The sequence below is a fragment of the Pseudomonas sp. S12(2018) genome (assembly GCF_024355235.1).
Classification (GTDB): domain Bacteria; phylum Pseudomonadota; class Gammaproteobacteria; order Pseudomonadales; family Pseudomonadaceae; genus Aquipseudomonas; species Aquipseudomonas palmensis.
Genome location: NZ_QLAD01000001.1, coordinates 685,810 through 699,627 on the forward strand (window position 1 = coordinate 685,810; position 13,818 = coordinate 699,627).

The following is a 13,818-nucleotide window of genomic DNA, read 5'->3' on the forward strand; positions in this document are numbered from 1 at the left end:
CATTGACATGAACCTTTACCCGCTCAACACGCTGATCGCCGGCAGCCTGCTGCTGGCCAGCAGCATCGCCCTGGCCAACGGCCTGCCCGTGGCCAGCCCGGCCAAAGAGCTGCAGCACGCCAAGACCTACACCGTCAGCAGCGCGCCGATCGAGCCGTTGCAGATCCCGGCGCCGACCCTGCCCGACCTCAGCGGCTACACCGCCGAAGCGGTGCAGGCCAAGATCCAGCGTGCACGCAAGGGCAAGGTCACGGTACGCCGCATGCTGCAGGAAGACGCCCTCAAGGAGTTCATCGGCGGCGACAACAAGATGGCCGAATGGGTAGCCCGCCAGCACGGCATCCCGCAGGCGATCTTCGTCGATGACGGGCATGTCGACTTCACCGAGCTGAGCAAGCACGTGCCGGCCCAGTACCTGCGTGAAACCGCGCCGGGGGTATACCTGTCGCGCCTGCCGATCGTGGTGGGGCAAAAGGGCGTGCTCGAGATCGATGCCAAGGTCAAGGAACTGCGCCTGTCCCAGGAAGGCGGTGCGTTCATCGTCAACGACGGCAAGCTGTTCGTCAGCGACACCCGCGTCACCGGCTGGCGCGAAAAGGACAACGGCCCGGCGACCTTCCGCACACCCAAGGAATTTCGCCCGTTCCTGCTCTCGTGGGGCGGCACCGAGACCTACATCGTCAACACCCGCATGGCCAGCTTCGGCTATGCCCAGAGCAAGTCCTACGGCGTGAGCATTTCGCAGTACACGCCCAACATGGCCAAGCAGATGGGCCGCCCCGAACCCACCGGCTGGATCATCGGCTCCGAGTTCAGCGACATGTGGTACGGCTTCTACTGCTACGAGACCAGCGACTTCGTGGTCAAGGACAACACCTACCGCGACAACATCGTGTACGGCATCGACCCCCACGACCGTTCGCACCGCCTGATCATCGCCGGCAACACCGTGCATGGCACCAAGAAGAAGCACGGCATCATCGTCTCGCGCGAGGTCAACGACAGCTGGATCATCAACAACAAGAGCTACGACAACAAGCTCTCGGGCGTGGTGATCGACCGCAACAGCGTCAACAACCTGATCGCCTACAACGAGATCTACCGCAACCACACCGACGGCATCACCCTGTACGAAAGCGGCGACAACCTGATCTGGGGCAACAAGGTCATCAGCAACCGTCGCCACGGCATCCGCGTGCGCAACAGCGTGAACATCCGCCTGTACGAAAACCTCGCCATGGCCAACGGCCTGGTGGGTGTGTACGGGCACATCAAGGACCTGTCCGATACCGACCGCGACATCGACCTGGACCCGTTCGACACCAAGGTGTCGTTGATCGTGGTGGGCGGTGAACTGGCGGCCAACGGCAGCGGCCCGCTGTCGATCGACTCGCCCCTGAGCGTGGAGCTGTACCGGGTGTCGATGCTGGCCCCGAGCAAGTCCAGCGGCATCAGTTTCTCCGGGGTGCTGGGCGATCGCCAGGACGAGATTCTCGACCTGATGGTTCGCCAGGGCAAAGCCGTACTGATCGACCCGGTCGAACGCCAGACCGACATGGCGGATTGAGGAAACCTGACATGACCCCACACCTGATGAAACTGCTTGGCCTGAGTGCGGCGCTGCTGGCGATCAGCAACGGCGTGCGTGCCGACGAGGTGCAGGCGCCCAGCTTCACCGCCCAGCCGTGCTGCCAACTGTGCCCCGAAGCCCACGATGCCAGCCGCTACACCACCCGCTACCAGCAGAACTTCACCACCCTGGTGCAAGCCCAGGGCGACTGGCTGTTCCGTACCCGCGAAGACCTGCGCACCGAATTCAGCACCACCCCGGCCGGCTACAAACGCCTGCAGCAGGTGCACGATGCGTTCAAGGCGCGCGGCGTGGAACTGGTGGTGGTGTACCAGCCCACCCGTGGCCTGGTGAACCGCAACATGCTCAACCCGGCCGACAAGGCCGCGTTCAACTACGAGAAGGCCCTGCGCAACTACCAGGCCATGCTCAAGCGCTTCGCCCAAATGGGCTACAACGTGCCCGACCTGTCGCCGCTGACCAACGAACAGTTGCCGGCCGCGCAGCAGGGCAAGGACTTCTACTTCCGCGGCGACCAGCACTGGACGCCCTATGGCGCCGAGCGTGCGGCAAAAATCGTGGCCGACACCGTGCACAGCATGCCGGCCTTCGCCGACATCCCGCGGCGTGAATTCGAAAGCCACACGTCCGGCCGCATGGGCAAGACCGGCACCCTGCACAACGTCGCCGGCCAACTGTGCGGCACCAGCTACGCGGTGCAGTACATGGACCAGTTCGTCACCGAGCCCAAGGGCGAGAGTGGCGGTGACGACCTGTTCGGCGACTCGGGCAACCCGCAGATCACCCTGGTGGGCACCAGCCACAGCGGCAAGAACTACAACTTCTCGGGTTTTCTGCAGCAGTACATCGGCGCCGACGTGCTCAACGTCGCGTTCCCCGGTGGCGGCCTGGAAGGTTCGATGATCCAGTACCTGGGCAGCGAGGAGTTCCAGAACAACCCGCCCAAGATCCTGGTGTGGGAGTTCTCGCCGCTGTACCGCCTGGACCAGGAAACCATCTGGCGCCAGATGCTCGCCCTGCTCGACAACGGCTGCGAAGGCAAGCCTGCGCAGATGAGCGTCAGCACCTCGCTCAAGCCGGGTACCAACGAGCTGCTGGTCAATGGCAAGAACGGCGTGATCAAGAACCTGGTCAACGGCCGTCATCAACTGGACATCCAGTTCGAAGACAAGTCGGTCAAGACCTTGCAGGCCACCCTGTGGTACCTCAATGGTCGTCACGAGGACCTGAAGATCGAAAAACCCGAAACCTCCGACACCGACGGACGCTTCGCCTTCCAGTTGCGCGAGGACGAGGACTGGGCCAACCAGACCTTGCTCGCGGTGGAAGTGCAGGGTCCCGAAAGCGGCAGCCAGAAGGTCCAGGCCAGGCTGTGTACACGCAACCCGATCGCCGGCGCCGGGCAGCATGCTGCCCAGGCCGGCCTGTGAGGCGCACATGACATCCATCCGCACCCTTGCCACCCCCGCCCTGCTCGCCCTGGCCCTGTTCGGCCCGGCGGTGCAGGCCGGCGGGCTGGTCCCGCCGCAGGGCTACTACGCCGGCATCGAGAAACCCAAGACCAGCCCCAACGACTTCACCTGTGAGGCCGTGCCCAAGCCCTACACCGGCGCGCTGCAGTTTCGCAGCAAGTACGAAGGCTCGGACAAGGCCCGCGCGACGCTGAACAAGGCATCCGAACAGGCCTTTCGCGATTCCACCGCCAGCATCACCACGCTGGAGCGCGGGGTCAGCAAGCAGGTGATGCAGTACATGCGCGACGGCCGCCCGCAGCAGCTGGACTGCACCCTGCAGTGGCTGGGCACCTGGGCGCAGGCCGATGCGCTGATGTCCACCGACTACAACCACACCGGCAAGTCGATGCGCAAATGGGCGCTGGGCAGCCTGAGCTCGGCATACCTGCGCCTGAAGTTCTCCAACGCACAGCCACTGGCGGCGCACCAGGCCCAGGCCGAACAGATCGAGAAATGGTTCGCGCGCCTGGCCGAGCAGACGGTCAAGGACTGGAGCGACCTGCCGCTGGAAAAGATCAACAACCACTCGTACTGGGCCGCCTGGTCGGTGATGGCCACGGCGGTGGCGACCGATCGCCGCGACCTGTTCGACTGGGCCGTGAAGGAGTACCGCGTGGGTGCCAACCAGGTCGATGCGCAGGGCTTTCTGCCCAACGAGATGAAGCGCAAGCAGCGCGCCCTGGCGTACCACAACTACGCACTGCCGCCGCTGTCGATGATCGCCAGCTTCGCCCAGGCCAACGGCGTGGACCTGCGCCCGGAAAACAACGGCGCGCTCAAGCGCCTGGGCGAGCGGGTGTTGTCCGGGGCCAGAGACCCGAGTGCGTTCAAGGCGCGCAATGGCCAGAAGCAGGACATGGACGATCTGAAGATCGACAGCAAATACGCCTGGCTTGAGCCGTGGTGCAGCCTGTACCAGTGCGACGCCGATGCGCTCAAGCGCAAGCACGCGATGCAGCCGTTCAAGAGTTTCCGCCTGGGCGGCGACCTGACGCGCGTCTACGACCCGCAGGCAGAACAGAAGAAGTAGCAACGACCGCAATCCCTGTGGGAGCGGGCTTGACCCGCGATGCGTTTGATCTGGTTCCCCCGCAATTTCAGCGGGGGGTTTGGGGGGCTGCTGCCCCGATTGTGGATAACGACAAGGAGAGATCGGGATGGTGTTCTCGTCCAATGTGTTCCTGTTCCTGTTCCTGCCGATCTTTCTCGGCCTGTACTACCTGAGCGGGCAACGCTACCGCAACGCCCTGCTGCTGCTGGCCAGCTACGTGTTCTACGCCTGGTGGCGAGTGGACTTCCTGGCGCTGTTCGCTGCGGTCACCCTGTGGAACTACTGGATCGGCCTCAAGGTGGGCGCCGCCGGCGTGCGCACCAAGCCGGCCCAGCGCTGGCTGCTGCTGGGGGTGGTGGTCGACCTGGGTATCCTGGGCTACTTCAAGTACGCCAACTTCGGCGTCGACAGCATCAACGCGATCATGACCTCGTACGGCCTGGAGCCGTTCATCCTCACCCACATCCTGTTGCCCATCGGCATCTCGTTCTACATCTTCGAGTCGATCAGCTACATCATCGACGTGTACCGCGGCGACACCCCGGCCACCCGCAACCTGATCGACTTCGCCGCGTTCGTGGCGATCTTCCCGCACCTGATCGCCGGCCCCGTGCTGCGCTTTCGCGACCTGGCCGACCAGTTCAACCACCGCACCCACACCCTGGACAAGTTCTCCGAAGGGTGCACGCGGTTCATGCAGGGCTTCATCAAGAAGGTATTCATCGCCGACACCCTGGCGGTGGTCGCCGACCACTGCTTCGCCCTGCAGAACCCGACCACCGGCGACGCCTGGCTGGGCGCACTGGCCTACACCGCGCAGCTGTACTTCGACTTCTCCGGCTACAGCGACATGGCCATCGGCCTGGGCCTGATGATGGGCTTTCGCTTCATGGAGAACTTCAAGCAGCCCTACATCAGCCAGTCGATCACCGAGTTCTGGCGGCGCTGGCACATCAGCCTGTCCACCTGGCTGCGCGACTACCTGTACATCACCCTGGGCGGCAACCGCGGCGGCACCTTCGCCACCTACCGCAACCTGTTCCTGACCATGCTGCTGGGCGGCCTGTGGCACGGCGCCAACTTCACCTACATCATCTGGGGCGCCTGGCACGGCATGTGGCTGGCGATCGAGCGCGCACTGGGCCTGGACACCAACCCGCAGCGCTTCAACCCGGTCAAGTGGGCCTTCACCTTCCTGCTGGTGGTGATGGGCTGGGTGATCTTCCGCGCCGAAAACCTGCACGTGGCCGCACGCATGTACGGCGCCATGTTCAGCTTCGGTGAATGGCAGCTGTCGGAACTCAACCGCGCCAGCCTCACCGGCCTGCAAGTGGCCACCCTGGTGATCGCCTACCTGAGCCTGGCGTTCTTCGGCCTGCGCGACTTCTACCGCAATGCCAAGCCCACGGCCAAGGCCAGCCCGGTGGCCGTGCATGGCGACGGCAGCGTGAGCCTGGACTGGGGCCTGTACATGACCCGCGCGCTGGTGCTGCTGCTGTTCGTGGCCTCGATCCTCAAACTCTCGGCGCAAAGCTACTCGCCGTTCCTCTACTTCCAGTTCTGAGCGAGCCGACCATGACCCGATCATTACGCAAACTCTACGCCGTGCTGTTCATGGCCCTGCTGCTGGGCCTGGGCATCTGGTCGCTGGGGGGCCTGGGCAGTTTCCAGCGCACCGCGCAGATGTCCCTGCTCGACGGCAAGCTGGCCAAGGCCGCCGAAACCCACTACGACGCGCAGTTCCCGATCAAGCGCCTGGGCACCAACCTCTGGGCGGCGCTGGACTTCAAACTGTTCAACGAAGGCCGCCCGGGTGTGGTGCTGGGCCGCGAGCAATGGCTGTTCAGCGATGAAGAGTTCAAGCCGGTGGCCGGCAGCGAACAGTTCGAGGCCGAGAACCTCGCACTGATCCGCGGCGTGCGCGACACCCTCAAGCAGCACGGTGTGCAACTGGTGCTGGCGATCATTCCGGCCAAGGCCCGCCTGTACCCGGAGTACATCGGTGAGCAGACGCCCGCCAGCCTGCATGCCGACCTGTACAACCAGTTCCATGCCAAGGCGCGCCAGGCCGGCGTGTTCGCCCCGGACCTGCTCGGCCCGCTGCAGGCGGCCAAGGCCCAGGGCCAGGTGTTCCTGCGCACCGACACCCACTGGACACCACTGGGCGCCGAGGTGGTGGCACGCCACCTGGCCGAAGCCGTGGCCCGCCAGACCCTGCTCAGCGGCACGCCGCAGCAGTTCGTCACCGAAGCCAAAGCCGCCACACCGTACAAGGGCGACCTCACCAACTTCCTGCCGCTGGACCCGTTGTTCAGCCACCTGCTGCCGGCCCCGGACAGCCTGCAGCAACGCACCACCCGCCCTGCCCGGGCCCAGGACCAGGCCGACAGCGACGACGCGCTGTTTGCCGACAACGAGATCCCCGTGGCGCTGATCGGCACCAGCTACAGCGCCAACCCGCACTGGAACTTCCTCGGTGCGTTGCAGCAGGCGCTGCGCAGCGACGTGGTCAATTACGCCGAGGACGGCCATGGCCCGCTGCTGCCGATGCTCAAGTACCTGCAGACCGACGCCTTCAAGACCAGCGCCCCACAGGTGCTGGTATGGGAGTTCCCGGAACGTTATCTGCCAATGAAAAACGACCTCAGCGCCTTCGATCCGCAGTGGATCGCCCAGCTGAAGCAAACCCGTACCGCCAATCAAGACATGGCCCTGTCGTCCAATCGGACGCAACACTGAGAGGAACTGCACATGACCACCAAGCACCGCATTGCCAAAGCATTCGCCCTGACCGCCGGCATGAGCCTGCTCTCGCTGCAGGCCTGGGCCGGCGCCGATGCCGCACTGTATGGCCCCAGCGCGCCCAAGGGCTCGACCTTCGTGCGCCTGTACAACGCCGGCAACCAGCCGGTGGCCGCCAGTGTCGGCAACACCCAGATCAGCGAAGTGGCCGCCCAGGGCAGCAGCGATTTCAGCTTCATGCCCCAGGGCGACTACAGCGCCAAGGTCGGCAGCCAGACCGTACCGGTCAAGCTGGCGGGCGATCACTACTACACCCTGGTCAACCACGGCAGCGGCCAGCCGCAACTGGTCGAGGAACCGCCGTTCAAGAACAAGCAGAAATCCCTGGTACGCGTGCAGAACCTGAGCGACCAGGCCCTGACCCTGAAGACCGCCGATGGCAAGACCGAAGTGGTCAAGCCGGTGGCGGCCAAGGCTCGCGGCGAGCGCGAGATCAACCCGGTCAAGGTCAGCCTGGCGCTGTATGAAGGCGACAAGAAAGTCAGCGACCTCAAGCCCGTTGCGCTCGAACGTGGCGAAGCGGCCGTGCTGTATGTGACCGGCAGTGGCAGCAACCTGTCGCCGGTCTGGGTCAAGCGCCCTGTGTCCACCCGTTAATCAACTGCCCCTTTCAACGTTCGGAGATTACCCATGATTCCAGTCATCCTGTCCGGTGGTAGCGGCTCGCGTCTGTGGCCCCTGTCGCGCAAGCAATTCCCCAAGCAGTTCCTGGCCCTGACCGGTGAACACACGCTGTTCCAGCAAACCCTGTCGCGCCTGGTGTTCGACGGCATGGACGCGCCCATCGTGGTGTGCAACAAGGATCACCGTTTCATCGTCAACGAGCAGTTGGCCAACCTGAACCTGGACACCCAGGCGATCCTGATGGAACCGTTCGGGCGCAACACCGCGCCGGCCGTGGCGCTCACGGCCATGAAACTGGTCAACGAAGGCCGCGACGAGCTGATGCTGGTGCTGCCGGCCGACCACGTGCTGGACGACCAGAAGGCCCTGCAACGCGCCCTGGCCCTGGCCACGGTGGCCGCCGAACGCGGCGAAATGGTGCTGTTCGGGGTGCCGGCGACCAAGCCGGAAACCGGCTACGGCTACATCAAGTCGAGCCAGGACGCCCTGCTGCCCGAAGGCATCAGCCGCGTGGCGCAGTTCGTTGAAAAACCGGACGAAAAACGCGCCACCGAGTTCGTCAAAAGTGGCGGCTACTACTGGAACAGCGGCATGTTCCTGTTCCGCGCCAGCCGCTTCCTCGAAGAGCTGAAAAAGCACGACCCCGACATCTACGACACCTGCCTGCTGACCCTGGAGCGCAGCCTGGAAGACGGCGACAGCATCAGCATCGACGAGGCCACCTTCGCCTGCTGCCCGGACAACTCCATCGACTACGCGGTGATGGAAAAGACCCAGCGCGCCTGCGTGGTGCCGCTGAGTGCGGGCTGGAGCGACGTGGGCTGCTGGTCGTCGCTGTGGGACGTGCACGAGAAGGACACCAACGGCAACGTGACCAAGGGCGACGTGGTGGTGCAGGACAGCCACAACTGCATGATCCACGGCAACGGCAAGCTGGTATCGGTGATCGGCCTGGAGAACATCGTGGTGGTCGAGACCAAGGACGCCATGATGATCGCGCACAAGGACAAGGTTCAGGGGGTCAAGCAGATGGTCAACACCCTGGACGCCCAGGGCCGCAACGAAACCCAGAACCACTGCGAGGTGTACCGCCCGTGGGGCTCGTATGACTCGGTGGACATGGGCGGGCGCTTCCAGGTCAAGCACATCACGGTAAAACCCGGCGCCAGCCTGTCGCTGCAGATGCACCACCACCGTGCCGAGCACTGGATCGTGGTGTCGGGCACGGCCGAGGTGACGTGCGACGAGAACGTGTTCCTGTTGTGCGAGAACCAGTCCACGTACATCCCGATCGCCTCGGTGCACCGCCTGCGCAACCCGGGCAAGATCCCGCTGGAGATCATCGAGGTGCAGTCGGGCAGCTACCTGGGCGAGGACGACATCGAGCGTTTCGAAGACATCTACGGGCGCTCCACGCCAGTGGAGCGCGGGGTGTCGATCAAGACCATCGCACAGTGATCTGAAGCCCGGAAGGCCTTTTCGCGGGTCAAGCCCGCTCCCACAACGGTCGCCATCGAACCTGTGGGAGCGGGCTTGACCCGCGATGCTTTTATCAGGGTAGGATGATCCTTCATCCGCACCCAAGGCGCCCTCCATGTTCATCGGTATCCTGCTCATCCTCACCTGGCTGGTCCTGCTGCTGCGCTACCCGGCCAAGGCCTTGCCGATCTCCATGGCCGCGCTGCTCGGCCTGGGCCTGGTGGGGCTGTGGGTGGTGTGGCTGGACAACCGCGAGGCCAGCCAGCTGGCCCGCCTGGAACTGCGCCTGGACTACGCCCCCGACGCCTGCCCGGCCGACCGCCCGCTGCGCGTACAGATAAAGAACGCCAACCGCGTGCCGCTGGTCGAGCTGCGCTGGCGCGTGGCCGCCTACGCCCCCGGCGACACCGTCAACCTGGCCGAGAACACCTACGCCGCACCGCGCTACCGCGGCCCCGGCGACCTGCAGCCCGAGGCCAGCTGGCACGACTGCCTGCCCCTGCCCCCCCTGCGCTCAGGCTACCGCCCGCAAACCCTGGAATTTCGTGCCGAGCACCTGCAGGGTGGGTTTGCCAACTAGTATTTTTGTCAGTTACCTGAGACACGCCAGCCGGGGTTGAATGGAGCGCACCGGAAATCTTGCAGGAGGCACCACCATGTCACTCAGGCCCGTGACCCGCCTCGACCAGCTCCAGGCGCTGCTCGATGATTGCACACGCCAACGCCCGGCCATGGTCATGGTGGGCTCGGCCAGTTGCCCGCCTTGCCGCACGATGCATCCCGGTGTTGCACGGCTTGGCAGTCAACATCCTCAGGTCGACTTCCACTATTTCAACGTCGACCTGTTCGAGGATCACCCGCAAGAACCGGCCCTGACCTGCCTGTTCCAGAGCCTGTCGCTGCACTACCTGCCTTCACATATCCTGTTGCCCGTCGCCGGCCCCAACCTCGTGGTGTGCGCCACGAGCATCACCCGGCTGATCGACGCCCTGACCGAACACCACATTCTGAGGAGAGCCCCCTTCCATGCCCGTCGTCCTGATCACCGGTTGCTCCAGCGGCATCGGCCGCGCCCTCGCCGACAGCTTCAAGTCCGCCGGCTACGACGTGTGGGCGACCGCGCGCAAGGCCGATGACGTCGCCACGCTGATCAAGGCCGGCTTCAGCAGCCGCCAGCTGGACGTCAACGACGAGGACGCCCTCGTGCGCCTGGCCGACGCCATCGAAACGGCCCATGGCGGCCTCGACATCCTGATCAACAACGCCGGCTACGGCGCGATGGGGCCGCTGCTGGACGGCGGTGTCGAGGCGATGCAGCGCCAGTTCGAGACCAACGTGTTCGCACTGATCGGTGTGACCCGTGCACTGTTCCCCTTGCTGCGACGCAATCGCGGCCTGGTGGTGAACATCGGCAGCGTGTCGGGTGTGCTGGTCACCCCGTTCGCCGGCGCCTATTGCGCATCCAAGGCGGCGGTGCATGCGCTCAGCGATGCGCTGCGCCTGGAACTGGCGCCGTTCGGCATCGGCGTGATGGAAGTGCAGCCCGGCGCCATCGCCTCAAGCTTCGCCAGCAATGCCGGGCGCGAGGCCGAGCAGGTGCTGGCGCAAGACTCGCCGTGGTGGCCATTGCGCGAGCAGGTGCGCGCCCGCGCCCGCGCCTCGCAGGACAGACCGACCCCCGCCAGCGCGTTCGCCCAGGGCCTGCTCAAGGCCGTACAGCAGCGTACCCCGCCCGACCTGCTGCGCCTGGGCAACGGCAGCCGCGCCTTGCCGCTGCTGGCCGGCGTGCTGCCCAAACGGCTGCTGGAAAAGGTGCTGAAGAAACGTTTCGGCCTCGACCGCAGCCTGTGATCTGCCCGGTTTGCGGGGGCCTGCGCCGGCGATAGCTGACCCTATCGCTAACTATAAAGTGCACACCAGAGCATTTTCCAAAGCGTCTCCAAGGCCAAGAATCGCCCTCGTACTGGATCGGCTGCATTGCCACAGCGGCGGCGCGCTCCAGGCAATCAGGGAGAAATCTCCAAGGTCGGAGCACCGCTGCCTGCTGGCAGCCTTTCTCACAAATGCAATCAGGCCCTTTCTGGAGACATTCGTGAAACACCTTAACCTTCCGCGCAAGATCCCCACCCAGGCCCGCTCGCGGATGATGGTCGAAACCATCCTCACCTCCACCGCCAAGGTGGTGGTCAAGCATGGCTACCAGGGCACCAACACCAACCTGGTGGCCCAGCGCGCCGGGGTCAGCGTGGGCTCGGTCTATCAGTACTTCCCGAACAAGGATGCATTGATCGCGGCGTTGCATGAGCGCCATGCGCAGGCCATGAATCGGGTGATTCTGGAGGTCGCCGGCGCACACGAGGTGGCCGACCTGCCGGCCCACCTCAGGCTGCTGGTGCAAGCCCTGCTGCACCTGCACCAGCAGGAACCGGAGCTGCACCGGCTGCTCGACACCGACCTGGCCAACCTGAGCCGCAGCGTCGACGACCTGCAGCACAAGGCCCGCATCACCCTGTCCATCGAGCGCCTGCTGGACCGCTGGCGGGCCACGCTGGCTCACAGCAACCTGCACCTGGCCGCCTGGCTGGCGGCGCAGGTGATCACCTCGATGGTCAAGGCCTACATCCTCGACTCGCCGCAGATGAGCCAGGCGCAGATCGAGGATGCGATCAGCAGCTCGCTGATCGGGCTGTTGTGCCTCCCGCCAGCCATGCCGCTGGCCACCGCCCGCGCCCGCGCGCAGCCGCACAGCTCAGCGGCGTAGCGCCTGGCGCGCCTGCAACTGCTCGTAACGCTCCAGCAAGCGCAGCGCCTGCAGGTAGCTGGGCACTTCCACCACCAGGCCATCGACTTCGGCACGCACGTTGCCGCCCTGGGCCGCCGCCTCGAACGCCGCCACCTGCCGGCGCGCCAGTTCGGCGTCCGCGTCAGCGGGGGTGAGGTAGCGATTGGCGACCGCCACGTGCGCCGGGTTGACCACACCCTTGGCCTGGTAGCCGATGGAGCGGGCGAACTGCATGTCGGCTTCGGCACCCTGCGCGTCGGCAAAGGTGTAGGGCGAGTCGATGGCCAGCACCCCCGCCGCCGCGCATTCGAGCAGAAAGCGCGAGCGCGGGTAATACAGCTCGGTGCCGGCGCGGCTGCGCCCGGCGCCCAGGTCGGCCACCATGTCCTCGGTGGCCACCAGCATCGCCTTGATACGCGGGCTGGCGGCGGCGATCTCGATGGCGCGCACCACGCCCAGCGCGGTCTCGATGTTCGGCACGATCAACGTGCTGCCGGCAGCGATGCCATGGCGCCCCTCAAGCTCGGTGATCAACTGGTCCAGCTCGATCATCTGCTCGCGGCGCTCGACCTTGGACATCATCACCACCTGCGGGCGGCCAGCCATCACTGCCGCCAGGTCCTCGTGGCCACAGGTTTCAAACGGGTTGATGCGCACCGCACTGACCCGCCCGCAGGCGCGCCAGCGCTGCAGGATATCCACCGCCAGTGCACGCGCCTCGGGGCGTCGCGCCGGTGGGGTGAAGTCCTCCAGCTCCTGCACCAGCACGTCGCCATCGCCGTCGAGTGCCGCCAGCAACGCGCGCTCGTCGGCGCCGGGAATGAAGAAAAAGGTGCGGCAAAGCGCCAGTGGGTTGTCCTTGGAAACTGCCATGGTTGACGTCCTGTACAGAGAAGAAAAGGAAGAAAAGAAAGCGCCTCAGAGCATCGCCAGGCCGCCGTCCACGGCGATGGTGGTGCCGCTGACGAACGAGGCCTTGCCCGACAGCAGCCAGGCGATCACCTCGGCGGCTTCCTCGGCACGGCCCTCGCGGCGCAAGGCGGTCATGCCGTGCAGCTGTTCGAGCTTGCCGGCGACGCGCGTGGTGTCATCGAGCATCGGCGTGCGGATCACCGCCGGGGCGACGCAATTGACTGTCAGCCCGCGCGGGCCCAGTTCGCGCGCCAGGCCCTTGCTCAGGGTGATTACCGCGCCCTTGCTGGTGGCGTAGCCGAGCGTGCCGGCCAGGCCGCCGCCGCGAATGCCGGCGACGCTGGCCACGGTGCAGATATGCCCGCCGGCGCGCATCAAGGGCACGCTGTGCTGCACCACGCTGAAGGTGGCAAGCAGGTTGACCTCCAGCAACTGGCGCAGGCGCGCCACGCTCAGGTCGTCGAATGCCGTGGTGTCGACCACCCCGGCGCAGGTGGCCAGGCCATCGATGCGCCCGCGCCACTGGGCGATTTCGGCGAACACCGCAGCCACTGCCTGTTCATCGCACAGGTCCAGGGCGAACGGCCGATGGCCTGGGCCCAGCGCATGCAGGGTGCGATCCAGGCCGCCTTCGTCACGGTCCAGGCACGCCACCTGAAAACCCTCCCGTGCCAGCTGCAGGGCGGTCGCCGCGCCAATACCGCTGGCCGCACCGGTGACCACCGCCACCCTGTCTTGATTGGTCATGAACACTGCACTCCCTGAATGGCGATACAGGGCCGCTACAACAACGGCGCCTGAGTGGCGGCCATGCTAAAAGAATGCCTGCCGAACAACTACTCGCATTAAAAACCCCACACACAAGAGCCGTGCCCGCGTACCCGTCGTGGATTGCTCGCATTGCCGGGAATATTAAATATTCATGACCAAAGTTCGTTGTCGGCGGCGAAATGCGAGCAATTCAACGCCACCCTCAAGGCCGCCCCCACAAACGAACCATGGCGTACAACCAGCAGCCAGCAACCCCACGACAGACAAGCGCTGCAGCGCGAAAGCGAGTTCC

The 13,818-nt window shown here is 65.2% G+C and carries 13 protein-coding genes; 11 read left to right on the plus strand and 2 right to left on the minus strand.

Annotated features, from left to right (window positions below; translation table 11 throughout):
• Nucleotides 1-7 precede the first annotated feature (7 nt).
• The 11 genes from algG (at nucleotide 8) to DN388_RS03290 (ending at nucleotide 11,822) form a co-directional block, all read left to right on the plus strand.
• Nucleotides 8-1,567: a mannuronan 5-epimerase AlgG gene (algG, locus tag DN388_RS03240; protein ID WP_043861002.1), complete on the plus strand. Its 1,560-nt coding sequence runs from the start codon at nucleotides 8-10 to the stop codon at nucleotides 1,565-1,567.
• Nucleotides 1,568-1,578: 11 nt separating this feature from the next.
• Nucleotides 1,579-3,021 (plus strand): alginate O-acetyltransferase, encoded by a 1,443-nt coding sequence (locus DN388_RS03245; RefSeq protein ID WP_213606258.1) that lies wholly within the window; start codon nucleotides 1,579-1,581, stop codon nucleotides 3,019-3,021.
• Between the two features lie 7 nt (nucleotides 3,022-3,028).
• Nucleotides 3,029-4,135 (plus strand): mannuronate-specific alginate lyase, encoded by a 1,107-nt coding sequence (locus DN388_RS03250; RefSeq protein WP_058541092.1) that lies wholly within the window; start codon nucleotides 3,029-3,031, stop codon nucleotides 4,133-4,135.
• 127 nt (nucleotides 4,136-4,262) lie between these two features.
• Complete coding sequence (locus tag DN388_RS03255; RefSeq protein WP_058540860.1) at nucleotides 4,263-5,720, plus strand: MBOAT family protein; 1,458 nt, start codon at nucleotides 4,263-4,265, stop codon at nucleotides 5,718-5,720.
• A gap of 11 nt (nucleotides 5,721-5,731) precedes the next feature.
• Nucleotides 5,732-6,895 carry an alginate O-acetyltransferase gene (locus tag DN388_RS03260; RefSeq protein ID WP_054914853.1) on the plus strand — a complete coding sequence of 388 codons (1,164 nt, stop codon included), beginning with the start codon at nucleotides 5,732-5,734 and terminating at the stop codon, nucleotides 6,893-6,895.
• Between the two features lie 12 nt (nucleotides 6,896-6,907).
• Entirely contained in the window at nucleotides 6,908-7,555 is a 648-nt protein-coding gene (locus tag DN388_RS03265) for an alginate O-acetyltransferase AlgF (RefSeq protein WP_043860998.1), read from the plus strand.
• 33 nt (nucleotides 7,556-7,588) lie between these two features.
• Nucleotides 7,589-9,040 carry a mannose-1-phosphate guanylyltransferase/mannose-6-phosphate isomerase gene (locus DN388_RS03270; RefSeq protein ID WP_043860997.1) on the plus strand — a complete coding sequence of 484 codons (1,452 nt, stop codon included), beginning with the start codon at nucleotides 7,589-7,591 and terminating at the stop codon, nucleotides 9,038-9,040.
• Nucleotides 9,041-9,176: 136 nt separating this feature from the next.
• The gene (locus tag DN388_RS03275; protein WP_043860996.1) at nucleotides 9,177-9,641 is read left to right on the plus strand and encodes a hypothetical protein; all 465 of its coding nucleotides are present in this window, start codon (nucleotides 9,177-9,179) and stop codon (nucleotides 9,639-9,641) included.
• Between the two features lie 76 nt (nucleotides 9,642-9,717).
• Nucleotides 9,718-10,197: a thioredoxin family protein gene (locus DN388_RS03280; RefSeq protein WP_147303843.1), complete on the plus strand. Its 480-nt coding sequence runs from the start codon at nucleotides 9,718-9,720 to the stop codon at nucleotides 10,195-10,197.
• The gene (locus tag DN388_RS03285; RefSeq protein ID WP_054914855.1) at nucleotides 10,088-10,912 is read left to right on the plus strand and encodes an SDR family oxidoreductase; all 825 of its coding nucleotides are present in this window, start codon (nucleotides 10,088-10,090) and stop codon (nucleotides 10,910-10,912) included. The genes DN388_RS03280 and DN388_RS03285 overlap by 110 nt, the downstream gene beginning before the upstream one ends.
• A 241-nt stretch (nucleotides 10,913-11,153) precedes the next feature.
• Entirely contained in the window at nucleotides 11,154-11,822 is a 669-nt protein-coding gene (locus tag DN388_RS03290) for a TetR/AcrR family transcriptional regulator (protein WP_052504232.1), read from the plus strand.
• Here DN388_RS03290 and DN388_RS03295 read toward each other — a convergent pair.
• Nucleotides 11,811-12,716, minus strand: a complete 906-nt coding sequence (locus tag DN388_RS03295; protein WP_043860993.1) for a CoA ester lyase — start codon at nucleotides 12,714-12,716, stop codon at nucleotides 11,811-11,813. The two genes, DN388_RS03290 and DN388_RS03295, sit on opposite strands and share 12 nt — an antisense overlap.
• A gap of 45 nt (nucleotides 12,717-12,761) precedes the next feature.
• The gene (locus tag DN388_RS03300) at nucleotides 12,762-13,502 is read right to left on the minus strand and encodes an SDR family NAD(P)-dependent oxidoreductase (protein ID WP_210014186.1); all 741 of its coding nucleotides are present in this window, start codon (nucleotides 13,500-13,502) and stop codon (nucleotides 12,762-12,764) included.
• Nucleotides 13,503-13,818: the final 316 nt, after the last annotated feature.